This is a genomic window from Streptomyces sp. NPDC051109 (assembly GCF_044455885.1).
In the GTDB taxonomy this organism is placed as follows: Bacteria; Actinomycetota; Actinomycetes; order Streptomycetales; family Streptomycetaceae; genus Streptomyces.
The window spans coordinates 139,907-163,256 of record NZ_JBITFF010000012.1 but is presented as its reverse complement, the minus strand read 5'-3'; the positions used below and the strand labels follow the sequence as shown (position 1 = coordinate 163,256).

The 23,350-nt window shown below is 73.2% G+C and carries 18 protein-coding genes; 7 read left to right on the top strand and 11 right to left on the bottom strand.

The window, feature by feature from the left end; genetic code table 11:
* Positions 1-43 precede the first annotated feature (43 nt).
* On the bottom strand, positions 44-2,848 hold the full coding sequence (locus ACIBAD_RS22840) for an FAD-binding and (Fe-S)-binding domain-containing protein (RefSeq protein ID WP_398908183.1): 2,805 nt from the start codon (positions 2,846-2,848) through the stop codon (positions 44-46).
* A gap of 85 nt (positions 2,849-2,933) precedes the next feature.
* Here ACIBAD_RS22840 and serC point away from each other — a divergent pair, with 85 nt between their 5' ends.
* Together serC and ACIBAD_RS22830 are read left to right on the top strand one after the other, a co-directional pair.
* Entirely contained in the window at positions 2,934-4,055 is a 1,122-nt protein-coding gene (serC, locus tag ACIBAD_RS22835) for a phosphoserine transaminase (protein ID WP_134073417.1), read from the top strand.
* Positions 4,056-4,649: 594 nt separating this feature from the next.
* Positions 4,650-7,826: a sacsin N-terminal ATP-binding-like domain-containing protein gene (locus ACIBAD_RS22830; protein WP_398908182.1), complete on the top strand. Its 3,177-nt coding sequence runs from the start codon at positions 4,650-4,652 to the stop codon at positions 7,824-7,826.
* A gap of 29 nt (positions 7,827-7,855) precedes the next feature.
* On the opposite strand, the gene ACIBAD_RS22825 is transcribed toward ACIBAD_RS22830, so the two are convergent.
* The 3 genes from ACIBAD_RS22825 to ACIBAD_RS22815 form a co-directional block, all read right to left on the bottom strand.
* Positions 7,856-9,328, bottom strand: a complete 1,473-nt coding sequence (locus ACIBAD_RS22825) for an MFS transporter (RefSeq protein WP_398908181.1) — start codon at positions 9,326-9,328, stop codon at positions 7,856-7,858.
* Positions 9,329-9,355: 27 nt separating this feature from the next.
* Entirely contained in the window at positions 9,356-11,824 is a 2,469-nt protein-coding gene (locus ACIBAD_RS22820) for an HAD-IC family P-type ATPase (RefSeq protein WP_398908180.1), read from the bottom strand.
* Positions 11,825-12,044: 220 nt separating this feature from the next.
* Positions 12,045-12,329 carry a DUF2530 domain-containing protein gene (locus ACIBAD_RS22815; RefSeq protein WP_134073411.1) on the bottom strand — a complete coding sequence of 95 codons (285 nt, stop codon included), beginning with the start codon at positions 12,327-12,329 and terminating at the stop codon, positions 12,045-12,047.
* 149 nt (positions 12,330-12,478) lie between these two features.
* Between ACIBAD_RS22815 and ACIBAD_RS22810 the strand changes: the two genes are divergently transcribed.
* Positions 12,479-13,933 carry an NCS2 family permease gene (locus tag ACIBAD_RS22810; RefSeq protein WP_398908179.1) on the top strand — a complete coding sequence of 485 codons (1,455 nt, stop codon included), beginning with the start codon at positions 12,479-12,481 and terminating at the stop codon, positions 13,931-13,933.
* Between the two features lie 54 nt (positions 13,934-13,987).
* On the opposite strand, the gene ACIBAD_RS22805 is transcribed toward ACIBAD_RS22810, so the two are convergent.
* Positions 13,988-14,170, bottom strand: coding sequence for a hypothetical protein (locus ACIBAD_RS22805; protein WP_030156886.1), 183 nt, complete (start codon positions 14,168-14,170; stop codon positions 13,988-13,990).
* Positions 14,171-14,288: 118 nt separating this feature from the next.
* Here ACIBAD_RS22805 and ACIBAD_RS22800 point away from each other — a divergent pair, with 118 nt between their 5' ends.
* Positions 14,289-14,726 carry a MarR family transcriptional regulator gene (locus ACIBAD_RS22800; RefSeq protein WP_134073407.1) on the top strand — a complete coding sequence of 146 codons (438 nt, stop codon included), beginning with the start codon at positions 14,289-14,291 and terminating at the stop codon, positions 14,724-14,726.
* 26 nt (positions 14,727-14,752) lie between these two features.
* Positions 14,753-16,120, top strand: coding sequence for an MFS transporter (locus tag ACIBAD_RS22795; protein ID WP_398908178.1), 1,368 nt, complete (start codon positions 14,753-14,755; stop codon positions 16,118-16,120).
* Between the two features lie 10 nt (positions 16,121-16,130).
* Here the strand turns inward: ACIBAD_RS22795 and ACIBAD_RS22790 are convergent, their stop codons facing one another.
* Positions 16,131-17,159 (bottom strand): WD40 repeat domain-containing protein, encoded by a 1,029-nt coding sequence (locus tag ACIBAD_RS22790; RefSeq protein WP_398908176.1) that lies wholly within the window; start codon positions 17,157-17,159, stop codon positions 16,131-16,133.
* Positions 17,160-17,235: 76 nt separating this feature from the next.
* Here ACIBAD_RS22790 and ACIBAD_RS22785 point away from each other — a divergent pair, with 76 nt between their 5' ends.
* Positions 17,236-17,919, top strand: coding sequence for a GDSL-type esterase/lipase family protein (locus tag ACIBAD_RS22785; protein ID WP_398908175.1), 684 nt, complete (start codon positions 17,236-17,238; stop codon positions 17,917-17,919).
* A gap of 107 nt (positions 17,920-18,026) precedes the next feature.
* Positions 18,027-18,614 carry a Uma2 family endonuclease gene (locus tag ACIBAD_RS22780; protein ID WP_134073401.1) on the top strand — a complete coding sequence of 196 codons (588 nt, stop codon included), beginning with the start codon at positions 18,027-18,029 and terminating at the stop codon, positions 18,612-18,614.
* Between the two features lie 62 nt (positions 18,615-18,676).
* Here ACIBAD_RS22780 and ACIBAD_RS22775 read toward each other — a convergent pair whose 3' ends face one another.
* The 5 genes from ACIBAD_RS22775 to ACIBAD_RS22755 all read right to left on the bottom strand — a co-directional run bounded on the left by ACIBAD_RS22775 (position 18,677) and on the right by ACIBAD_RS22755 (position 23,349).
* Positions 18,677-19,666, bottom strand: a complete 990-nt coding sequence (locus ACIBAD_RS22775; RefSeq protein ID WP_134073399.1) for an aldo/keto reductase — start codon at positions 19,664-19,666, stop codon at positions 18,677-18,679.
* 210 nt (positions 19,667-19,876) lie between these two features.
* Positions 19,877-20,428, bottom strand: coding sequence for an RNA 2',3'-cyclic phosphodiesterase (thpR, locus tag ACIBAD_RS22770; protein WP_398908174.1), 552 nt, complete (start codon positions 20,426-20,428; stop codon positions 19,877-19,879).
* Positions 20,429-20,476: 48 nt separating this feature from the next.
* Positions 20,477-21,958 carry a flotillin family protein gene (locus tag ACIBAD_RS22765; protein WP_134073395.1) on the bottom strand — a complete coding sequence of 494 codons (1,482 nt, stop codon included), beginning with the start codon at positions 21,956-21,958 and terminating at the stop codon, positions 20,477-20,479.
* 132 nt (positions 21,959-22,090) lie between these two features.
* Complete coding sequence (locus ACIBAD_RS22760; RefSeq protein WP_134073393.1) at positions 22,091-22,309, bottom strand: hypothetical protein; 219 nt, start codon at positions 22,307-22,309, stop codon at positions 22,091-22,093.
* A gap of 131 nt (positions 22,310-22,440) precedes the next feature.
* Entirely contained in the window at positions 22,441-23,349 is a 909-nt protein-coding gene (locus ACIBAD_RS22755; protein ID WP_134073391.1) for a DUF3027 domain-containing protein, read from the bottom strand.
* Between the last annotated feature and the right edge of the window lies 1 nt (position 23,350).

Below are 23,350 nucleotides of genomic sequence, written 5' to 3'. Positions count from 1 at the left end.
CCAGACTAAGGGGTGCGTAAGGGCCATGCGGCCGTGTGTTCGCTTACAGGCCGCCCCCCGGGCCGCCCGCCGGGCCCTCCCCAGGACCCCGCGCCAGCCCCTCCGCGAGCAGCTCGGCGAGGTGGCGGGCCCGGCTCCCGCCGGGGAGCCCGGCGAGCTGGTCGATCTGCGTACGGCACGAGAACCCGTCCGCCAGGATCGCGGCCCCGGGCGGTGCCGCGCGCAGGGCGGGGAGCAGCTGTTCCCCGGCGCAGGCCGCGGACACCTCCTGGTGGCCCGGCTCGAAGCCGAAGTTCCCGGCGAGACCGCAGCAGCCGCCGCTGAGCTCGCCGCCGAGGCCGGCGCGCTCGCGCAGCCGGCGGTCGGCGGCGTCGCCGAGGACGGCGTGCTGGTGGCAGTGCGTCTGGCCGACGGCGGGGCGGTCCAGGCGGGGCGGCTGCCAGTGCGGGGCGTACTCCTCCAGGGTCTCGGCGAAGGTCCGCACGGCGCGGGCGAGGCGCTCCGCGCGGGGGTCGTCGGGGAGGAGGGCGGGGAGGTCGGTACGGAGGGCGGCGGCGCAGCTGGGTTCGAGGACGACGAGGGGGGCGTGCGGCTCGCCCACGGCGTCGAGGGTGCGGCGCAGGACGGTGCGGGCACGGTCGAGGCGGCCGGTGGAGATGTAGGTGAGCCCGCAGCAGACCCCCTTCGGGGGCAGGGACACGGTCAGGCCGGCGGCCCGGAGGACCGTGACGGCCGCCCTGCCGGTCTGCGGGGACAGGTACTCGGTGAACGTGTCCGGCCAGAGCGTGACGCCGGCCGGGGCCGGGGCCGGGGGCGGGCCCGGGTTCCGCGGCCCCGGCGGTGCCGCGGCCGCCCCGACCGTGCGCCGCCACCAGCGGGTGAAGGGCTCGGCGGCCGCCGGCGGGAGGGCGCGTTCCCGCGTCAGGCCCGGAACCGGGAGGTGGCGGACGGCCGCGTTCGCGAAGGGTGCCAGCCGCAGCGCGGCGATCAGGCGGAGCCACGTGGGCAGTCCGCCCAGCGTGTAGTGGGCCAGGGGGCGGATGCGGCCCGCCCAGTGGCGGTGGAGGAACTCCGCCTTGTACGACGCCATGTCCACCCCCACCGGGCAGTCACTGAGACAGCCCTTGCAGGCCAGACAGAGGTCGAGCGCCTCCGCGACCTCCCGCGAGCGCCAGCCGTCCGTCACGATCTCCCCGGCCAGCATCTCGTGCAGCAGCCTCGCCCGGCCGCGCGTGGAGTGCCGCTCCTCCCCCGTGACCCGGTACGAGGGGCACATCACCTCCGGGCCGGCCGCGGCGGTCGAGCGGCACTTCGCCACGCCCACGCAGCGGGCCACCTCCCCCGCGAAGGGCGTCGCCGGCAGCACCGCGAAGCGCAGGTTCTCGTCCGACCGGGCCGGGCGGACCAGCATCCCGGGGTTCATTCCGCCCGCCGGGTCCCACACGTCCTTGTACGCGCCGAAGAGCCGGATCACCTCCGGCCCGTACATCCTCGGCAGGAGCTCCGCCCGCGCCTGCCCGTCCCCGTGCTCCCCGGAGAGCGAGCCGCCGTGGGAGGCCACCAGGTCCGCCAGGTCGGAGGAGAACGCCCGGAAGCGGGCGATCCCCGCCTCCGACGCCAGGTCGAAGTCGATGCGTACGTGGACGCAGCCCTCGCCGAAGTGCCCGTACGGGGTCCCCCGCAGCCCGTGCCCGGCCAGCAGCGCCCGGAACTCCCGCAGGTAGGCCCCCAGCCGGGCCGGCGGCACGGCGCAGTCCTCCCACCCCGGCCACGCCATCGAGCCGTCCGGCATCCGCGTCGCCGTGCCCGCCGCGTCCTCACGGATCCGCCACAGCGCCCGCTGCGCCGCCGGGTCCGTGACCACGACCGAGTCCACCGCGTCGGCGGCCCGTACGAGCGAGCGCGCCGCCCCCTCGTCCCGCATCTCGACGAACAGCCACCCCCCGCCCCGGGGGAGCCCGGAAGCCGGGCCCACCAGGTCGGCCGCCATTCCCTCCACCGTCAGCGGCCCGAACCCCAGCAGCCCGGCCGCCGCATCCGCCGCCGCACCCTCGTCCGCGTACCCGAGGACCGCGAGCGCCGGCGCGCGCGGCGCCTCCACCAGGCGTACGACGGCCTCGGTCACCACCCCGAGCGTGCCCTCGCTCCCGCAGAAGGCCCGGGCCACCTCCGTACCCCGCTCGGGCAGCAGTGCGTCCAGCCCGCCGTATCCGGAGATCCGCCGTGAGAAGCCGCCGGCCAGGCCCGTACGCAGCACCGCCAGGTTTTCCGACACCAGCTCCCGCAGACCCGCCGGGGCTCCCGCCCAGCCCGTCCCGAGCCGGTGCGCCGCGCCCCCGTACGCCGTGACCGACAGCTCCGCCACGTTGTCCGCGGTGGTCCCCCAGGCCACCGAGTGGGCCCCGCACGCGTTGTTGCCGATCATCCCGCCCAGCGTGCAGCGGGAGTGCGTGGAAGGGTCCGGGCCGAAGGTCAGCCCGTACGGGCGGGCCGCCTCGCGCAGCCGGTCGAGGACCAGCCCCGGCTGGACCACGGCGGTCCGGGCGGCCGGGTCCAGGGACACCAGCGCGTTCATGTGCCGGGTCAGCTCCAGCACCACCCCGACGCCCGTGGCCTGTCCGGCGATCGAGGTCCCGCCGCCGCGCGGGACGACCGGCACGCCGGCCTCCGCGCAGATCCGCAGCGCGGCGGCCACGTCCTCGGCGTCGCGCGGCGCGACCACCCCCACCGGCACCCGCCGGTAGTTCGAGGCGTCCATCGTCGCGAGGGCGCGGGCCGCGGCCCCGAAGTCCACCTCCCCGCGCAGGTTCTCCCGCAATGTCCGTTCGAGTTCCCCGGGTGACGTCACGGCCCCCACCCTGCCACCGGCCGGGCTCGTCTCACCGGGTGGACGCGCCTCCGAGGCGTGGACCGGGACCGGATACGCTCCGCTCGTGGCCGAGATCCAGATTCCCGCTGACATCAAGCCCGCCGACGGACGCTTCGGCGCGGGCCCCTCCAAGGTGCGGACCGAGGCGCTGGACGCCCTCGCCGCCACCGGTACCTCCCTGCTCGGAACCTCCCACCGCCAGGCCCCGGTCAAGAACCTGGTCGGCTCGGTACGGGACGGCATCCGGGACCTCTTCTCCCTCCCCGAGGGCTACGAGGTGATCCTGGGCAACGGCGGCTCCACCGCCTTCTGGGACATCGCGACCGCCGGGCTCATCGAGCGCAAGTCCCAGCACCTGACGTTCGGGGAGTTCTCCTCCAAGTTCGCCAAGGCCGCGAAGCTCGCGCCGTGGCTGGACGAGCCGACCGTGATCTCCTCCGAGCCCGGCACGCACCCCGAGCCGGTGGCCGAAGCGGGCATCGACGTGTACGCGTACACGCACAACGAGACCTCGACGGGTGTGGCGGCGCCGGTCAAGCGCGTCGCGGGCGCCGATGCCGGTTCACTCGTACTGGTGGATGCGACCTCGGGTGCCGGCGGTCTGCCGGTGGACATCACCGAGAGCGACGTCTACTACTTCGCCCCGCAGAAGTCCTTCGCCTCCGACGGCGGCCTGTGGCTGGCGGCGTTCTCCCCGGCGGCCCTGGAGCGCGCGGCGCGCGTGCACGCCTCCGGCAGTCGGCACATCCCGGAGTTCTTCTCGCTGCCGACGGCGATCGACAACTCGCTGAAGAACCAGACGTACAACACCCCGGCGCTGTCCACCCTCTTCCTGCTGAACCAGCAGCTGGAGTGGATGAACAGCCAGGGCGGCCTGGAGTTCACGACCGGCCGTACGGCGGCCAGCGCGCGCCACCTCTACGGCTGGGCCGAGGCGTCGAAGTACGCCAGCCCCTTCGTCGTGGACGCCGACAAGCGCTCCGCCGTCATCGGCACGATCGACTTCTCGGACGACATCGACGCGGCCGCCGTCGCCAAGGTGCTGCGCGCCAACGGCATCGTGGACACCGAGCCGTACCGCAAGCTCGGTCGCAACCAGCTGCGCATCGCCATGTTCCCGGCGATCGACCCGGCGGACGTGCAGGCGCTGACCGCGTGCATCGACCACGTGATCGAGCAGCTCTGACCACGCCCTGACCGGCACCGTACGAGCCCCTGGCGACTCCGTGTCGCCGGGGGCTCCGTCGTTGCGCGCCGCCGCCGGATCCCCCAGGACCTCAGTCCCGAAAATCGGGGCAAAGCGCCTGCACACGGCGGCCCCTTGGCGGGTGCGCGGCCTGCGGGCCCCTACGCGGGGACTTCGGCGACGGCCCCGGCACCCGGACCGGGACCGCGGTCGTCGCCGAGGACGTCAAGCCGGGCCGCCACGGCGCGCACGCCTTCGCGGGCGGCAGGGAGTTCGACACCGTCACGTTCTCCACCGAGGCGGGCGCCGGGCCCCTCACCGCCGTCCTCGCCGTCGGCGCGGTGGACACGTACAGGAAGGACGGCCTCCCCACGGCCGAGGTGTTCGGGGACACCCACGGCTCGGCCCAACTGCGCTGATCACCTGTGGCGGCAGCCTCAGCCCAGGGGGTGTCCGGCGGTCCGCCGCACGCCCGGCCGCCCCGATGAGCGGGACCGCCACGCGATACCTTCAGGGCCTCGGCATTCGGCATACGGTGGATGCAGTGCGGTGCAGTGCGGTGCGGTGCAGCGCAGGACAGATGGAGGCAGCGGCGTGAGCGTGCGAGTGACGGCGGCCCAGGGCGGCGCGGACCCCTTCGGCACGGCCCGGCTGCGGCGCGGGGTGCTCGACGCCTGGGGCGCGGGTCCGGCCCGCTTCCGCGAGGACGCCAACGCCGAGGAGGACCTGGCCCTCGGCGGCTACCGCGACCGCCTCGTCGTCGAGCTGGCGCAGAACGCCGCCGACGCCGCGGCCAGGGCCGAGGTGCCCGGCCGGCTGCGCCTCACCCTGCACTCCGGCGAGGGCGGGCCCGGCGTGCTGGCCGTCGCCAACACCGGTGCCCCGCTGGACGCGACGGGCGTGGAGTCGCTGAGCACCCTGCGGGCCTCCGCGAAGCGGGAGCCCGCGGGGTCGACCCGCACGACCGGCTCCGCGGACACCGTGGGCCGCTTCGGCGTCGGCTTCGCGGCCGTCCTCGCGGTGTCCGACGAGCCCGCCGTACTCGGCCGCCACGGCGGTGTCCGCTGGTCTCTGGCCGAGGCCCGCGAGCTGGCCCGCGACGCCTCCAACGGCAGCCCCGGCCTCGGCGACGAACTGCGCCGCCGCGACGGGCACGTCCCGCTGCTGCGGCTGCCGCTGCCCGCCGAGGGCACCGCCCCCGAGGGCTACGACACCGTGGTCGTCCTCCCCCTGCGCGACGCCGCGGCCGGGGACCTGGTGCAGCGGCTGCTGGGCGGCATCGACGACGCGCTGCTGCTGACCCTGCCGGGGCTGGCCGAGATCGTCGTGGAGACCCCGCAGGAGGGCATCCGCACGCTGCGCCGCCGCGACGAGGGCCCGTACACCGTCATCGAGGACGCCGACGCAGGCACCGGAGCCGCGGGCGCCGAGGGCGCGACCCGCCGCTGGCGCACCGTCCGCCACAGCGGCCCCATCGAGCGGGCGCTGCTCGCCGACCGCCCGGTGGAGGAGCGGCTGCGGCCGACCTGGACGGTGTCCTGGGCCGTCCCCGTGGACACCGAGGGCGCTCCCCTACGCCCGGCCACCGCGCCCGTCGTACACGCGCCGACCCCGACCGACGAGCCGCTGGGCATCCCCGCCCTGCTCATCGCGACGCTGCCGCTGGACACCGCCCGCCGGCACCCCGCGCCGGGACCGCTGACCGACTTCCTGGTGGAGCGGGCCGCCGACGCGTACGCCGAACTGCTGGGCTCCTGGGACCCGGTGAGCACCGCCCTGGTGGACCTCGTACCCGGGCCGCTCGGCCAGGGCCCGCTGGACGGGGCGCTGCGCGCGGCGGTGCTGGAGCGGCTGCCGCGTACGGCGTTCCTCGCCCCGGCGGCCCCGGCCGAGCACGCCGAGCACGCCGAGGAGCGGGCCGCCCTGCGCCCCTTCGAGGCCGAGGTGGTGGAGGGCGCGGGCGCCGAGACCGTACGGGTCCTGTCCGAGGTGCTGCCGACGCTGCTGCCCGCCGGGCTGGAGCGCCGGCCCGAGCTGCGCACGCTGGGCGTGGGCCGGCTGCCGCTGGGCGACGCCATCGAGCGGATCGCGGGCATCGAGCGCGGCCCGGAGTGGTGGCACCGGCTGTACGACACCCTGGCCGGGGTGGACCCGGACCGGCTCTCGGGCCTGCCGGTGCCGCTGGCCGACGGGCGGACCACGATCGGCCCGCGGCACGTACTGCTGCCCGACGCCGACACCCCGAAGGACCTGGCCCGGCTGGGGCTGAAGGTGGCGCACCCGGACGCCGCGCACCCGCTGCTGGAGCGCCTCGGCGCCCTCCCGGCCACGCCCCGCGCCGTTCTGACGACCCCGCAGGTCCGGGCCGCGGTGGCCGCCTCCCTCGACGCCGGGGAGATCTGGGACGAGGACGCCCTCGACGCCGACGAACTGGCCGAGGTGGTCCTCGGCCTGGTCCGTGACGCCGATCTGGCGCCGGGAGACGAGCCGTGGCTGGGGGCGCTGGCCCTGCCGGACGAGGACGGGGAGCTCACGCCCGCGGGCGAGCTGCTGCTGCCGGGCTCGCCGCTGGCCTCGGTGATCCGCGAGGACGAAGTCCCCTACGTGGACGGCGAGCTGGCCGCCAGGTGGGGCGCGCAGCCGCTGACCGCCTGCGGGGTGCTGGCCGCCTTCCAGCTGGTCCGCGCGACGGACGTGGTCCTCGACCCGGACGAACTGGAGCCGCGCGAAGGGGACTTCGCCGAGCCCGACGACGCGGGGCTGCTCGACGCGGTGGACGTGTGGTGCGAGGACGTACTGGACCAGCTCCCCGAGACCCCGCTGCCGCCCGTGGCCACGGAACTCGTCGCGGTCCGCGACCTCGACCTCGTCGACGACGACTGCTGGCCCCAGGCCCTGGCCATGCTCGCGCAGCCGCCGCTGCGCGACGCGCTGACCCAGCCCGTACGGGTGCTGCTGCCGGACGGCACCACGCAGTCGGTGCGCCCGTACACCGCCTGGTGGCTGCGCGACCACCCGGTGCTCGACGGCCGCCGCCCGGCGGGCCTGCGCGCGGCGGGCGGCGACCCGCTGCTGGCGGGCCTCTACACCCCGGCGGACGCGACGGGCTTCGAGGACGAGCAGGTCCTGCGGGCGCTCGGCGTGCGCACGACCGTCTCGGCCCTGCTGGACGAACCCGGAGGCGCCGCCGAACTCCTGGGCCGGCTCGCCGACCCGGACCGCGAGGTGTCGGACCGCCAGCTGCACGCCCTGTACGGAGCCCTGGCCGACCTGGACCCCGAGCAGGTCACGCTCCCGGACGAACTGCGCGCGGTGGTGGACGGCGAGATCGTCGTGGTCGACGCGGCGGACGCCGTGATCGCGGACGCCCCGGACCTCCTGCCCCTGGCCGAAGGTCTGCCCCTGCTCCCGGTGGCCCCGGCCCGCGCGGCGGACCTGGCGGAGCTGCTCCAGGTCCGGCGCCTGTCGGAGACGGTCCCGGCGGAGGTGACGACGCCGGGCGAGGAGCACGAGGTCCCGGAGTCGGTCCGTATCCTCCTGGGCCCCTCGACCCCGGCGACCTACCTGGAGCACGAGGAGCTGATCGCCGACGGGGTGGAACTCGACTGGCGCCGCACCCCGGACGGCACCCTGCACGCCGCCACCCTGGAGGGCGTGGCCGCGGGCCTCGCCTGGTCGGCGGCCCAGTGGCCCCGCCGCTTCGAGGTGGCCGCCCTCCTGGAAGACCCCTCCCGCACCCCGGAACTGGCCCGCGACCGCTGGTTTGACTGACGGCCCCGGCACCCGTACCGGCACCGCTCTCAGCAGCGGCGGGTCTGGTACGGGACGGGCGCCGGTGCCGGTTCGGGCGTGGTGGGGCAGCGGGTCAGGGCCGTGAGGAGGGTCAGGGCGATGCCGCCCGCCACCACGAAGAGGGCGGTGCTGATCCCGTCGGCGGTGGCGGCGCGCAGCCGCTCGCCGGAGAGGCCGCCGAGGCCGGCGGTCGCGATCAGGACGAGGACGGCCAGGCCGACCGCAGCCCCCACGCCCGAGCCGGTGGAGGCGATGCCCGAGGCGGTGCCCTGGTCCCGGTCGGGGACGCCGGTGGCGGCGGTGATGAACATGGTGGTGAAGACGATGCCGTCGCCGATGCTGAGGGCCACCAGGCCGGGGACCAGGCCGGCGTACGAGCCGTCCGGCGCGACGGCGAAGCCGAGGGCCAGGGCACCGAGCGCGCCGACGGCGAGGGCGGCGGTCAGCGTGGCCCTGAGGCCGAACCGCGTCACCACCCGGCCCGCCGTCATCGATCCGGCGACCACCACCGCCGTGGGGATCAGGAATCCGGCGCCGGTCTGCAGCGCGTCGTAGCCCAGGACTTCCTGGAAGTAGAGCGACAGGAAGTAGAGCACCGAGCCGAACGTCGCCATGAACATGAACGCGATGACGACGCCTGTGACGAGGTGGGGGTTGGCGAGCAGCCGGGGCGGTACGAGCGGGTCCTGGCTGCGCCGCTCGATGACGGCGAAGGCCGCGGTCAGCAGCAGGCCCGCCGCCGCGCTGCCGAGGAAGCCCGGCGAGAGCCAGCCCAGCGCGGGGCCCTGGACCAGAGAAAACACGATCAGGGTGACGCCCGCGGTGATGCTGAGCGCACCGGGAAGGTCGAACGCCCGGCCCCTCTCGCGCGCCCCGTCCCAAGGGATCACCACGAAGGTGAGCAGCAGCGCGGGTCCGGCCAGGGCGACGTTGACGAGGAACACCGCCTCCCAGCCGAAGGCCTGCGTCAGGAAGCCGCCGAGCAGCACCCCGATGACGAGGCCCGCCGCACCGGCACCGCCCCAGATGCCCAGGGCGCGATTGCGCGTCCGGCCTTCGGCGAAGGCGGTGTTGACGAGGGCCAGCGTGGTGGGGAAGACGAGGGCGCCGCCCAGGCCCTGGACCGCGCGGGCGGCGAGCAGCGTCCCGGGCCCGGTCGCGAGGCCGCCGGCGAGCGCCGCGGCGGCGTACAGCCCGAGCCCGGTGGCCAGTACGCGCCGCCGTCCGAGCAGGTCGGCGGCGCGCCCGCCGAACAGGAGGAAGCCGGCCGAGGTCACCGCGTAGGCGCTGATGACGGACTGCAGGGTCTGCGCGGAGTAGCCGAGGTCCCGGGCGATGTCGGGGAGCGCCACCACCACGATGTACTGGTCGAGCGAGACGATCAGCATGGCGAAGGACAGCAGCGCCAGGGTCGCCCTCCCGCCGTCCCGGCGCGGGCGATTTCGGACCTTGCGGTTCGGGACCTTGCGTTCCCGGCCCATGGCTGCGGCCTCGGTCTCGGCCTCGGCTCAGGCCGGGAACCTGTGGTTGACCCAGCGGAAGGTGACTTCGATCAGGGCCGAGGCCGCTGCCGCGACGGCGACCGCCGTCCAGGGGAGTTCGGTGCCGACCAGCTTCAGTTGGAAGAAGCTCTGGAGCCAGGGAACGACGAGGACGATCAGGAAAGCGCCGCCCATCGCGCCGACCAGGGCGACCCGCCACCACGTGTACGGGCGGGCGATGATCACCAGGACCCACATCGAGGTCAGGAACAGCGTCAGCGTCGCCGCGCTCGTCTCGGCCTGGAGGGCCTCCGGGCCCGTGTAGTGGTGGCGGGCGATCACGTACGTCACGAAGGTGGCCACCGCCGCGATCACGCCGCCCGGGATCGCGTAGCGCATCACCCGTTTCACGAAGTGCGGCTTCGCGCGCTCCTTGTTCGGCGCCAGGGCCAGGAAGAAGGCCGGGATGCCGATCGTGAGGGTGGACAGCAGCGTCAGGTGGCGCGGCAGGAACGGGTACTCGACCTGGAAGCACACCACCAGGACCGCCAGCAGCACCGAGTAGACGGTCTTCGTGAGGAAGAGGGTGGCGACGCGGGTGATGTTGCCGATGACCCGGCGGCCCTCGGCGACCACCGAGGGGAGGGTGGAGAAGCTGTTGTTGAGGAGGACGATCTGGGCGACCGCGCGGGTGGCCTCCGAGCCCGAGCCCATGCTCACGCCGATGTCGGCGTCCTTGAGGGCCAGGACGTCGTTGACGCCGTCGCCCGTCATCGCGACCGTGTGGCCCTTGGACTGCAGCGCGCCGACCATGTCGCGCTTCTGCTGCGGGCTGACCCGCCCGAAGACGGCGTTCTCGTCGAGGACCTTGGCCATGTCGGCCTGCCCGGTCGGCAGCTTGCGCGCGTCGACCGTGTTCTCGGCGCCCGGCAGGCCCAGTTTGCCGGCCACCGCGCCCACCGAGACCGCGTTGTCCCCGGAGACGACCTTCGCGTGGACTTTCTGGTCCTCGAAGTAGCGCAGGGTGTCGGCCGCGTCGGGGCGCAGCCGCTGTTCCAGGACGATCAGGGCGGTCGGCTTGACCCCGGCCCCGACGGCCGGGTCGTCGAGCTCGCGCGCGGCCCGGGCGAGCAGCAGGACGCGCAGGCCCTGCTCGTTGAGGCCGTTGATCTCGTCGAGGGCCGGGTCCCCGGCCGGGAGGAGCACGTCGGGGGCGCCGAGCAGCCAGGTGCTGTTCTCGCCGTCGCCCTCGCTGAAGCTGGCGCCGCTGTACTTGCGGGCGGAGGAGAACGGCAGGGACTCGGTGCAGCGCCATTCGGCGCTGTCCGGGTAGGCGTCGATGATCGCCTGGAGGCTGGCGTTGGGGCGGGGGTCGGACTCGCCGAGCGCGCCGAGCACCTTCTTGACGTACGGGGCCTCCGCGCCGCCGAGCGGGCGCAGCTCGGTGACGTCCATGCCGCCCTCGGTGAGGGTGCCGGTCTTGTCGAGGCAGACCACGTCGACGCGGGCGAGGCCCTCGATGGCCGGCAGTTCCTGCACCAGGCACTGCTGGCGGCCGAGCCGGATGACGCCGATCGCGAAGGCGACGGAGGTCAGCAGGACGAGGCCCTCGGGGATCATCGGGACGATGCCGCCGACGGTGCGGGCGATGGCGTCCTTGAGGTTGTCGTCCTTGACGACGAGCTGGCTGACGATCAGGCCGATCGAGGTCGGGATCATCATCCAGGTGACGTACTTGAGGATGGTGGAGATGCCGGAGCGCAGCTCGGAGTGGACGAGCGTGAAGCGGGTGGCCTCTTCGGCCAACTGGGCGGCGTAGGCCTCGCGGCCGACCTTGGTGGCGGTGAACGCGCCGCCGCCGGCGACGACGAAGGACCCGGACATGACGGGGTCGCCGGGCTTCTTCAGGACGGGGTCGGCCTCGCCGGTGAGCAGGGACTCGTCGATCTCCAGGCCGTCGGCCTCGCCGACGGACCCGTCGACGACGACCTTGTCGCCGGGGCCGAGTTCGATGACGTCGTCGAGGACGATCTCGGAGGTGGAGATCTCGGCGGTCCGGCCGTCGCGGCGGACCCCGGGTTTGGCCTCGCCGATGACGGCGAGGCCGTCCAGGGTCTTCTTGGCCCGCATCTCCTGGATGATGCCGATGCCGGTGTTCGCGATGATCACGTAGCCGAACAGGCTGTCCTGGAGCGGCGCGACGATGATCATGACCACCCAGAGCACGCCGATGATGGCGTTGAACCGGGTGAAGACGTTGGCGCGGACGATGTCGGCGGTGGAGCGGCTGCTGCGCACGGGCACGTCGTTGACGGCTCCGCGGGCGACGCGCTCGGCGACTTCGGCGGTGGTCAGGCCGGCGGGCTTGAACCGGGGTGCGGGCGGCCGGACCGGGTGTACCGGATCCAGCTCGGCTCCCGCGTCGATGGCCGCGCCGCCGGGGCCGCCGGATCCCGGCTCGGAACCGCCTGGTTCGATGTCTGCCCGCTGCGTCATGCTTTCGACGGTAAAGGGGGTTCTGCCGCTTCACCCGCCGAGAAGTCCGAAGATCCGACTTCGGGATGACCCGAATCGTCCCTTGGTCCCCCTCGGCTCCCGACCGACCCTTCGACTCCCGGGCCCCTTCGGCTCCCGACCGGCCCCTTCGGCTCCCGACCGGCCTCGACTCGCGGCCGGCCTCCTGGGCTCTCCGGCCGGGCCCCGGCCGCCGATCCCCTCAGCCGGAGGCGCCGCTCTCCTCTTCCTGCGCGGCCTGGGCTGCCGCGTGCCGCTTGAGCGCGGCGTCGCGGCCCCGCACGTACCAGAGGCCGATCAGGCCGAGGAACCCGCCGGCCGCGCAGCACCAGACCCACCACAGCAGGTCCCGGTCGGCGAACCAGCCGTAGAAGGGGAGCTGGACCAGGAACATGGCGAACCACAGGATCGTGCCGCCGGTGACGGTCGCGACGACGGGGCCCTCAAGGGGCGCCGGCGCCTCGTGCTTCGCAGTCCATTTCGCCATGCCCCCAAGTCTAGGTGCGCCGAAACGAGGTCTACGCGCGGAGATGGACGGCCTTTCGTTCATGTGTTCATACTGAAACGGTGTGGGCATGGCCCATTTTCTTCGTATGAATCACTCAATGCCCCCGCGATGAAGACCCAGAGGACCGCATGAGCACGCCGGCTCCCGCCCCCGCGCCCACCCTCCCGGACCCCGCCCCCCGCGGCGGTTCGGCGCTGGACCGCCACTTCAAGATCTCCGAGCGCGGCTCCACGATCGCCCGCGAGGTCCGAGGCGGTTTCGCGACCTTCTTCGCGATGGCCTACATCATCGTGCTGAACCCGATCATCCTGGGCAGCGCGAAGGACATGTACGGGCACCAGCTCGACAGCGGCCAGCTCGTGACGGCCACCGTCCTGACGGCGGCGTTCACCACGCTCCTCATGGGCGTCATCGGCAACGTCCCGATCGCGCTCGCCGCCGGCCTCGGCGTGAACACCGTCGTCGCGCTCCAGCTCGCCCCGCGCATGAGCTGGCCCGACGCCATGGGCATGGTGGTCCTGGCGGGCTTCGTCGTGATGCTGCTGGTCGCGACGGGCCTGCGCGAGCGGGTCATGAACGCCGTCCCGCTCGGCCTGCGCAAGGGCATCGCGATCGGCATCGGCCTGTTCATCATGCTGATCGGCCTGGTCGACTCGGGCTTCGTCACCCGCATCCCGGACGCCGCGCACACCACCGTGCCGCTCACCCTCGGCACCGGCGGCCACCTGCTCGGCTGGCCGGTCCTGATCTTCATCGTCGGCGTCCTGCTGACCCTGGCCCTGCTGATCCGCAAGACGCCCGGCGCGATCCTGATCTCCATCGTGGCCATGACCGTCGTCGCCGTCGCCGTCCAGCTGATCGTCGGACTGCCCGACTCGGGCTGGGGCCTGACCGTCCCCGAGTGGCCGGGCAACCCGGTGGCCGCGCCCGACTTCGGGCTCGTCGGCCAGGTCAGCCTGTTCGGCGGCTTCGGCAAGGTCGGCGTGCTGACCGGCATCCTGTTCGTCTTCACCGTGCTGCTGTCCTGCTTCTTCGACGCGATGGGCACGATCCTCGGCGTCGGCGACGAGGCCAAGCTGATCGACAAGGACGGCGACTTCCCCGGCATCAACAAGGTGCTGTTCATCGACGGCCTGGCCGTCGCCTCCGGCGGCGCCACCTCGTCCTCGGCCACCACCTGCTTCGTGGAGTCCACGGCCGGCGTCGGCGAGGGCGCCCGCACGGGCCTCGCGAATGTCGTGACCGGCGGCCTCTTCACCGTGGCGCTGTTCCTGACCCCGCTCGCCACCATGGTCCCGTCCCAGGCGGCCACCCCGGCCCTCGTGGCGGTCGGCTTCCTGATCCTGGCGGGCTCGGTCAGGGACATCGACTGGAGCGACTTCACCATCGCCGTCCCGGCCTTCCTGGCCATGGTGATGATGCCGTTCACGTACTCGATCACCAACGGCATCGGCTTCGGCTTCATCGCCTTCTGCGTGCTGCGGCTGGCGACCGGCCGTGGCCGTGAGGTCCCGGCGGCCCTGTACGTCGTGTCCGCCGTGTTCGTCTTCTACTACGCGATGCCGGCCCTCGGCCTCACGTAGGCGCCCACGGGCCCGCGTCACCGACGCGTGGGCGACGCGTCACCCACGCGTCACTCACGTCAGCCCGTAGAACTTCTCCGTCTCGTCGACGGCCGCCTTGAAGCGCTCGTCGAAGTCATCGCGAATGAGCGTCCGGACGACATAGTCCTGGACGCTCATTCCGCGTTTCGCCGCATGAGTCCGGAGGCGGTCGAGCAGCTCCCCGTCTATGCGCATGCTCAGCACGTGTGTCCCCATGCCGAAAGGGTCGTGGCACAGGCCGTGGACGCGTGTCACTTTCCGCCGACGACTCACCCGTACGAGTGACACGCTTCAGTGGCGTTCCTTAGAGAGAGTAATGAGGTAGTCTAAAGAGATGCTCGACCTTAGCCATGGCGACGACGCTGCCGCCGTGAACGACCTCCGCTCCGCCGTCATGCGGCTGGGCCGGCGCCTCAAGCACCAGCGCGTCGACGAATCGCTGAGCCCGACCGAGATGTCGGTCCTCGGCACCCTCGCCCGCTGCGGCCAGGCCACCCCCGGTGAGCTGGCCCGGCGCGAGCACGTCCAGCCGCCGTCGATGACGCGCATCGTGGCGCTGCTGGAGGCCAAGGGTTTGGTCAGGCTGCAGCCGCACCCGGACGACCGCCGCCAGAAGGTGGTCACCCAGACCGAGGAGGCCGAAGCGATGCTCGAAGAGAGCCGTCGCAAGCGGAACGCCTTCCTGGCCGGGCTCGCGGCCGAGCTCACCGAGGACGAATGGGCCAAGCTGCGCGAGGCCGCGCCCGTCCTGGAGAAGCTCGCGCACTTGTAAGGAACGACGCCAGGAGGCGAACGCTTTTGAGTACGGGAAACGGAGCAGACTCCGCACCCGGCCATACATCCACCACTACCACCGGGCGCGCCGCGCGCTCCACATGCTCCACGGGCAAGAACAACAACTCGATGTTCAGCTCGCTGAAGATCCGGAACTACCGGCTCTTCGCCACGGGACAGGCCGTCTCCAACACCGGCACCTGGATGCAGCGCATCGCCCAGGACTGGCTGGTCCTGTCCCTGACCGGCTCGGCTTCAGCCGTCGGCATCACGATCGCGCTGCAGTTCCTGCCGATGATGGTGTTCGGCCTCTACGGAGGCGTACTCGCGGACCGGCTGCCCAAGCGGCCGCTGCTGATCGCCACCCAGACCCTGATGGGCCTGACCGGTGTCGCCCTGGCCGCCCTCACCCTCGCCGGACACGTCCAGGTCTGGCACGTGTACCTCGCGGCCTTCCTGCTCGGCCTCGTCACCGTCGTGGACAACCCCGCACGGCAGACGTTCGTCTCCGAGATGGTCGGCAAGGAGCAGCTCGCCAACGCCGTCAGCCTGAACTCGGCGAACTTCCAGTCCGCGCGGCTGGTCGGCCCGGCGGTGGCCGGTGTGCTGATCACCGCCGTCGGCGTCGGCTGGGCCTTCCTGCTGAACGGGCTGTCTTTCGCCGCGCCCGTCGCCGGCCTGCTGCTGATGCGGACCCGCGAGCTGCACCCGGTCCAGACGCAGCCGCGCGCCAAGGGGCAGCTGCGGGAGGGTCTGCGGTACGTCGCCGGGCGCCCCGAGCTGATCTGGCCGATCGTGCTGGTGGGCTTTATCGGCACCTTCGGGTTCAACTTCCCGATCTGGCTGTCGGCGTTCGTCAACGACGTGTTCCACGGGGACGCGGGCACCTACGGGCTCTTCAACACCCTGATCGCCGCGGGCTCCCTGGCGGGTGCGCTGCTGGCGGCCCGGCGCGGGCACTCGCGGCTGCGGCTGCTGGTCGCGGCGGCGGTCCTGTTCTCCGCGCTGGAGGTCGTGACGGCCTTCGCGCCCGGGTTCTGGCTGTTCGCGGCGCTGCTGGTGCCGATCGGGATGTTCGGGCTGACGGTCAACGTCACCGCGAACGCGAGCGTCCAGATGGCCACCGACCCCGAGATGCGGGGCCGGGTGATGGCGCTGTACATGATGGTGTTCACCGGCGGCACCCCGATCGGTGCACCAGTCGTGGGCTGGGTGACGGACACGTACGGGGCCCGGGTCGGCATGGCCGCGGGCGGCCTCGTCTCCCTCGCCGCCGCCGCGACGATCGCGGTGATCCTGTCCCGGGTCGGCAACCTCCGCCTGAGCGTGAGCCGCCACGGCGTCACGTTCGTCCCGTCGCCCCGCCCCCGCGAGCTGGTCACGGCGGCCTGAGGCCCTGTCGTCAGTCGCGCGGCCTTCGGCGCAGGAGCCGCTTGGCACCGAAGACCAGGGCCGCGCCCACGGCCAGGACGGCCGCGCCCTTGGTGAAACCGCCCCCGCCCTGCTCCCCCGCGGGGCCGGGGGTTCCGGGAGCCGGGCTCGCGCCCGGCTTCCCGGGAGCGGAGGACGCCGGGCCGCCGGCCGCGGGTTTCACCGGTACCGCCACCACCCGGCTCGACTCCCCCTCCGATCCGAACAGCAGCGTCGACCCGTCCGCCGAGTACGTCACCGACTCCGCCTGGCCCTGCCACGGCGCGTCCACCCGCTCGCCCGCGCCCTCCGGCTTCCCGTCCTTCCACGGGTAGGTCTTCGCGAAGAAGTAGCCGCGCAGCGTGAGCCGGCCGCCGTCCGGCGAGAACGCCCCGTCCGTCACCCACGGCAGGTCCGCGACCCGCCGGAACACGTTCGTCCCCGAAGCCGACAGCTCCTTGGGCCCCTCGTACAGGCCGCCCTTGTCCTCGCTCTTGCTCGCGATGTACACCCGGCCCGTCACCGGATGCACCATCAGCGCCTCCGCGTTGCGCGCCCCGTCCGCGTACTTCACCGTGAACTGCTCGGCCTTCACCGTGACGTCGGCCAGCTGCTTCGGCTCCGGGAAGCGGTAGATCCAGACGTGGTCCCAGGTCCCGTTCAGGTTGTCCCCGATGTCGCCGACGTACAGCTGCCCGTCCGGGCCCAGCGAGATGGCCTCGACGTCGCGCGGGGTCCCGATCCCGGTCAGCGTCACCCGGGCCACGGTCTTTCCGGTCGCCGAGTCCACCGCGTACACGTACGGGCCGTCGTCGCTGTCGTTGTGCGTCCAGTACACGCCCGGGTGGATCCGGCTCGCCGCCAGCCCGCTCGACTCCTTGATCCGCGGATCGGTGATCGTGAACCCGGAGGCGCCCGGGGATCCGGAGGCGGGCGCCGCTCCCGAGGCCTGGGCGGCGGCCGCGGCCGAACCCGGCAGCACGGCAAGGGCAATGACGGCGGTCAACGGCAGCAGGCGCATGCCCCAAGCCTGCCAGGGCACCCCGCGTGTCCGGCATCACAGGGGCGCCCGGCGCGTGATCCGCGATGATGACCGGATGCGTTTCATGTTCGTCGGCGACTCCATGACCATCGGACGCGCCGGCGACTACACCTGGCGCTACCGGATGTGGCAGCACCTGAGCGCCGTCCCGGGCGGCCCGTACGAGATCGTCGGCCCGCGCACCGCGCTCTTCGACACCGGTGCCGACGGGCCGACCAGCCACGCGTACGCCGACCCCGGCTTCCCGGAGCCCGCCCGCCGCCACCTCGCCGGCTGGGGCGAGGGCTGGCAGCACATGGCCCCCCTCATCGGCTCCGCCGTCCGCTCCGGCGAGCCCGACGTGCTGCTCGTCTCCCTCGGCCTGATCGACCTCGGCTTCTACACCGGCGCCGAGGAGACCGCGGCCAACGCCCGCCGCTTCGTCGCGGAGGCCCGGGCGGCCCGCCCCGGCATCCGGATGGTCCTGCTCCCGGTCATCCCGAACGTCCGGGCCGAGTCCGACGCGCCGTTCGCGGCCGAGGTGGCCCGGTTCAACGAGCTCCTCGCGAAGGCCGTCGCCGACCTGTCGACCGACGCCTCGCCGATCCTGCTGGCCGCGCGCCCGGCCTCGTACGAGATCGCGCACGACACCTACGACGGCACCCACCCCAACGCCTCCGGCGAGCACCGCCTGGCCGGTGAGTTCGCCGCGGCGCTCCACCAGGCGTGGGGCATCGGCGGCCCGTACCGGATGCCCTGACACCCCGTAGGACCACATCCGGCGTTTCCGCCGTGACCCGGCCTCCGTGCGTATCGTTGTACTACGCGGCTGCCCGCGACTGCGCGGCAGCGGGGAGGAGCGCCACGGTGACCGTCGTAGAGACCGACAGGATCGAGATGGCCGACATCAGCAGCGAGCAGGCCTTGGACGACATGTTCGAGGCGCTTGAGCCCGTCCCCGAGGGATTGAAGGTCGAGATCGTCGAGGGAACCGTCTACATGTCGCCGCAGCGGGACACGCACTGGGAGATCATCCGCAGGATCGTCCGTGCACTGGAAGACGAGTTCGGCATGGGAGTCAAAGCCCTCTCGGACGTGCGCATCGACTTCCCCGGCCGGCTGAACGGGTTCGCGCCTGACGTCGCGTTGCTCAGTACGGATGCCACGAAGGACGACTCGGCTCACTGGCGCCACGAGGACGTGGAATTCGTCGCCGAGGTGATCTCCAAGGGCACCGCCGCCAACGACTACGGCCCCAAGAAGGCCGCGTACGCCGCCGCCGAAGTACCCGCCTACCTCATCGTCGACCCGTACGTCCGCCGCTCCCTGCTCTACACCCAGCCCAAGGACGGGGACTACGCCACGGAGACGAAGATCCCCTTCGGGGACGAGATCGACCTCACGGGCACGGTCGTGGGCCTGGTCCTCGACACCTCCGAGTTCCCCCGCGACTGATCCGCGCCCCGCGCCGGGGTGCGGACCGGTCGCACCGTCATCCCGGCCGGCGGACTACCGGCTCACCAGGCGAAGGCCTCCGGGGAGGCCCCCGGGCCCGGGAAGATCTCGTCCAGGGCGGAGAGCACCTCCTGCGACAGCTCCAGCTCCAGCGCCCTCAGGGCGCTCTCCAGCTGCTCCGCCGTACGGGGACCGACGATCGGCCCGGTCACCCCGGGCCGGGTCAGCAGCCACGCCAGGGCCGTCTCGCCGGGCTCCAGGCCGTGCTTGTCGAGCAGGTCCTCGTACGCCTGCACCTGCGCCCGTACGGAGCTGTTGGCCAGGGCGTCCGCGGAGCGACCGGAGGCGCGGCGGCCGCCCTCGACCTCCTTCTTGATGACGCCGCCCAGCAGCCCGCCGTGCAGCGGGGACCAGGGGATCACGCCGAGCCCGTACTCCTGCGCCGCCGGGATGACCTCCATCTCGGCGCGCCGCTCGGCGAGGTTGTACAGGCACTGCTCGCTGACCAGCCCGACCGAACCGCGCCGGGCAGCCGTCTCGTTGGCCTGGGCGATCTTGTAGCCGGGGAAGTTCGACGACCCGGCGTACAGCACCTTGCCCTGCTGGATCAGCACGTCGACGGCCTGCCAGATCTCCTCGAACGGAGTCCGGCGGTCGACGTGGTGGAACTGGTAGAGGTCGATGTAGTCCGTCTGGAGCCGCTTGAGGCTGGCCTCGACGGCCCGGCGGATGTTCAGCGCCGAGAGCCGGTCGTAGTTGGGCCACGGCTCGCCTTCGCCGGCCATGTTCGCGTACACCTTGGTGGCCAGCACGGTCTTGTCCCGCCGGCCGCCGCCCTGGGCGAACCAGGTGCCGAGGATCTCCTCGGTGCGGCCCTTGTTCTCGCCCCAGCCGTAGACGTTGGCGGTGTCGAAGAAGTTCAGGCCCGCGCCGAGCGCGGCATCCATGATCGAGTGACTGGTGGGTTCGTCTGTCTGCGGACCGAAGTTCATCGTGCCGAGTACGAGTCGGCTGACCTTGAGTCCGGTGCGTCCGAGCTGTGTGTACTTCATGGACCCCAAGCCAACTGCTTGGAGTCCACTCCAGGCAAGGGCCCGCGCGGGCGTCGCGGCCGTCCGGGGCGCGGCTACTGGCCCACGGCGGCTGCCACGGCCACGACGACGAACATCAGCACGAGTACACCGGCCATCACACGGTTTCGGGTCTTGGGATCCACCCGTCGAGCGTAACGCGGGCGTCGCGGGTTCCCGTACCGAGGGGCGTCAGGCGGCCAGGGGCCAGGCCTCGACCACCTCGTAGCGGGGCTGCTCCCCGGGGACCCCGCCCGCCGGGAGGTTGCTGCGGACCAGGCTGAGCTCCTCGACCCGCCAGGGCGTGCCCTCGAAGCCGGCCAGGGCGTCGACGTACGGATGCATGTCGGCGCCGGTGCGGCTGCGGGCCAGGGTGAGGTGGGGGGTGTAGCGGCGGTGGTGCTCCATCGCTACCCCGGCCCGGCGGGCGGCGGCGTCGGCGCGCTCGGCGAGCATCCGCATCGGGTCGAGCCCGCCGGCCGCGCCGACCCACAGGGCGCGGTCGCCGAAGTGCCCGGAGCCGTGGATGCGCAGGCTGAAGGGTTCGGTGCGGTGGGCGGCGCGGGCCAGGCGGGCGTGCAGGTCCGCCAGGAGCTCCTCACGCACCTCGCCCATGAAGGCGAGGGTGAAGTGCCAGCCCGCCTCCCCCGTCCAGCGCAGCCGGTCGTCCCGGAGGGGCTCCACTGCCTCGCGCAGCTCCTCGACGGCCTGCTGGGACGGCATCAACGCGGCGAACAGCCTCATGGGCGCGAGCCTAACCCGGACGACGGGCCAGGCTCGCGCCGGGCGGGATTACGCGTCCGCGATCGGGATCTGGTGAGCCGCCGGCGACGCCGTCCTGCCGTTCACCGGGGTGGTCTCCGGGGCGGCGGCGGGCTGGGACATCGACGAGAGCAGCTGGCGGGCCAGGCCCAGGCCCGTGCCGCCCATGGTCAGCGCCTTGGCGAACATCTCCGACATGCCCTCCGCGCCGTTCAGGAGGACCATGTGCTCCACGTTGCCGAAGGCACCCGCGCCCGCCTCCACGATCGCCGGCCAGTTCTCGGCGAGCTGCTGGGCGACGACCGCCTCCTGGTTCTCGGCCAGTGCGGCGGCCCGCGCCTTGATGGCGTCGGCCTCGGCGAGGCCCTTCGCCTTCGCCGACGCCGCGACCGCGAGGCCCTTCGCCTGGGTGGCCGCGGCCTCGGCCTCACCGGTCGCCCGGGTGGCCTTCGCGGCCGCCAGGCCCCGGGCCTCGGTGGCCGCCGCGTCCGCGGTCGCCGCCGTCGTGACGCGCGTGGCCTCGGCCGCCGCCGCCAGCTCGGTCTCCTTGGCCTTGGCCTGCGCCGCCGAGATACGGGCGTCGCGTTCGGCCTCGGCGCGGGTCCGGGTCTCGTACGCCGCCGCGTCCGCGGGCTTGCGCACGTCCGCCTGGAGCTGCTGCTCGCGCCGGTGGGCTTCGAGCTCGGCGACCCGGGTCTCCTGCACGACGACCTCCTGGCGGGCCGCCGCCTCCGAGAGCGGGCCCGCCTGGCGGGCGGTCGCGGCGGCCTTGTCGCGCTCGGCCTGGTAGCCGGCCTGGAGGATCTCGCTGTCGCGGGTGGCCTCCGCCATCCGCGCGAACGCGGTCTGCTCGGCCTCGGTGGCCAAACGGTTCGCCTCGGCCTGCGCGATGCGCGCGTCCCGCTGCACGGCGGCCGCGTGCGGCATCGCCAGGTTCTTGATGTAGCCCGTCGGGTCCTCGATCTCGTGGATCTGGAGCGAGTCGACGATGAGGCCGAGCTTCTCCATCTCCGTCCCGCAGGCCGCCCGGGTCTGCCCCGTCAGCTTCTCGCGGTCGCGGATCATGTCCTCGACCGTCAACCCGCCCACGATGGAGCGCAGATGGCCGGCGAAGACGATGTGCACCCGCTCGGGCATCATCTTCTGCTGGTCCAGGAAGCGGCGCGCCGCGTTCGCGATGGACACGAGGTCGTCGCCGATCTTGAAGATCACGACGCCCTTCACCCGCAGCGGGATGCCCTGGTGCGTCACGCAGTCCACGTTCAGCTGGGTCTCGTTGAGGTCCAGCGAGAGCTTGCGCACCGCCTGCACACCGGGGACCACGAGGGTTCCGCGTCCGGTGACGATCCGGAACCCCATGCCCTCGCCGATGCCCTCGGTGCGGTGCGTGGAGCCGGAGATGACGAGCGCCTCGTTCGGTTCGGCCACGCGCCACATGAGCTTGAACAGGCCGATCAAGGCCAGGATTGCGGCGAGAACGATTCCCGCCACGACGCCGATAGCCATCGGCAACGCCCCCTTATCGCAGTGCCGTTCGACACTGACGAGGGCGAGTGTGCTCCTGCGGCGGGCCGTTAAGAAGACGCAGGAGGATTCTTGTCGCCATCTTGATACGAACCACATCCGCGCAGGTGGCGCGGGGGCTCAGTTGTCGTACGCCGCCATCACGTACACCGTGCGCGGCGGCAGGTACTCGACCACGGTCACCACCGTCCCGACCGCCAGCCGGCCCGTCCCGGGCGCCGGATGGGCGAGGAAGTGCTCCGCGCCGCCCCGGATGCGGACGATCACCTCGCCCACGAGCCCGGGGCCCACCGTCCCGGTCACCCGGCCGTCCAGCCCCACCATGCCGTCTTCCCCCATGCGCCGAGGGTACGCCGCCGGTGCGGCTTTACGGGGCTGCGCGGCCTTACGGGGGCTCCGCGGCCTTACGGGGCCGCGCGCGGCCAGCTCGCGACATCCGGATCAGCCCGACCTGATCCGGAAGAGGCGGCCTAGGAGTGCCCGAGGTCCGCGGCGGGGAGGTCCGTCGAGGGGACCGAGCCCGTGTCGGGGGCCGGGCGCAGCGGGAACTCGTCCGTGGCCATCGAGTCGAGCACCGGCGGCGCCGGGCGCAGCGGCTTCGGCATGACCGCGGCCTCCGAGTGGCCGCCGCAGCCGTACGAGAGCGAGACGAGGTGTCCGTCGGCCGGGCCGAACTCGTTGGCGCAGACCCCGAAGGCCTGGCCCAGCGAGCCGCCGATGGCGACGAGGAACCCGCACGACACGCAGGAGGCGGGCGCGGCCTGCGCCATCGGCGTCTTGGCGCCGAAGGACTCGTCCCAGCGGTCGGCGGCGCTGTGCAGTCCGTACCGGGACAGGACCCGGGCGCGCCGCATGCCGAGCTCCTCGGCCACGGAGGTGATGGAGCCCCGTACGGGGACCACGGCGCGGTCGGTGACGTCGGCGTCCTCGGCCTCGACCAGTTCGGCCATCTCGGTGGAGACGACCGAGTTCGGCGGCGGCGCGTCCTCGCCCGACCAGCCCGGCTCCAGCCGCAGGTCCTCGGCGTCGGTGGGCAGCAGGTCGCCGGGGCCCATGTCGCCCGGGCGCAGCCGCTCGCTCCACGGCACCCACTCGGGGGCCAGGAGCGCGTCGTCGCCGGGGAGCAGCACCGTTTCGTCGAGGGTGACGTTCTTGGCGCGGGAGGCGCGCGTGACGGTGACGGCCCAGCGCCAGCCCCGGTAGCCGGGGTCCTTGCACTCGAAGAAGTGCGTGACGACCCGGTCGCCCTCCGCCACGGCGGCGACGTGCTCGCCCACCACGGAGGGAGCGGCGGCTTCCTCGGCCGCCGTGCGGGCGAGGTCTACCGCCTCGGCGCACAGGCGGTCGGGGGTACGGCTTCGCGTCGTCGCAGCACTCACA

What these genes read in the sequence shown, in the direction of transcription:
- ACIBAD_RS22785 (WP_398908175.1), top strand. Translation starts at nt 17,236, where the DNA reads ATGCGTTTCATGTTCGTCGGCGACTCCATGACCATCGGACGCGCCGGC.
- ACIBAD_RS22805 (WP_030156886.1), bottom strand. Translation starts at nt 14,170, where the DNA reads ATGGGGACACACGTGCTGAGCATGCGCATAGACGGGGAGCTGCTCGAC.
- ACIBAD_RS22800 (WP_134073407.1), top strand. Translation starts at nt 14,289, where the DNA reads ATGCTCGACCTTAGCCATGGCGACGACGCTGCCGCCGTGAACGACCTC.
- ACIBAD_RS22820 (WP_398908180.1), bottom strand. Translation starts at nt 11,824, where the DNA reads ATGACGCAGCGGGCAGACATCGAACCAGGCGGTTCCGAGCCGGGATCC.
- ACIBAD_RS22825 (WP_398908181.1), bottom strand. Translation starts at nt 9,328, where the DNA reads ATGGGCCGGGAACGCAAGGTCCCGAACCGCAAGGTCCGAAATCGCCCG.
- ACIBAD_RS22790 (WP_398908176.1), bottom strand. Translation starts at nt 17,159, where the DNA reads ATGCGCCTGCTGCCGTTGACCGCCGTCATTGCCCTTGCCGTGCTGCCG.
- thpR (WP_398908174.1), bottom strand. Translation starts at nt 20,428, where the DNA reads ATGAGGCTGTTCGCCGCGTTGATGCCGTCCCAGCAGGCCGTCGAGGAG.
- ACIBAD_RS22760 (WP_134073393.1), bottom strand. Translation starts at nt 22,309, where the DNA reads ATGGGGGAAGACGGCATGGTGGGGCTGGACGGCCGGGTGACCGGGACG.
- ACIBAD_RS22810 (WP_398908179.1), top strand. Translation starts at nt 12,479, where the DNA reads ATGAGCACGCCGGCTCCCGCCCCCGCGCCCACCCTCCCGGACCCCGCC.
- ACIBAD_RS22775 (WP_134073399.1), bottom strand. Translation starts at nt 19,666, where the DNA reads ATGAAGTACACACAGCTCGGACGCACCGGACTCAAGGTCAGCCGACTC.
- ACIBAD_RS22815 (WP_134073411.1), bottom strand. Translation starts at nt 12,329, where the DNA reads ATGGCGAAATGGACTGCGAAGCACGAGGCGCCGGCGCCCCTTGAGGGC.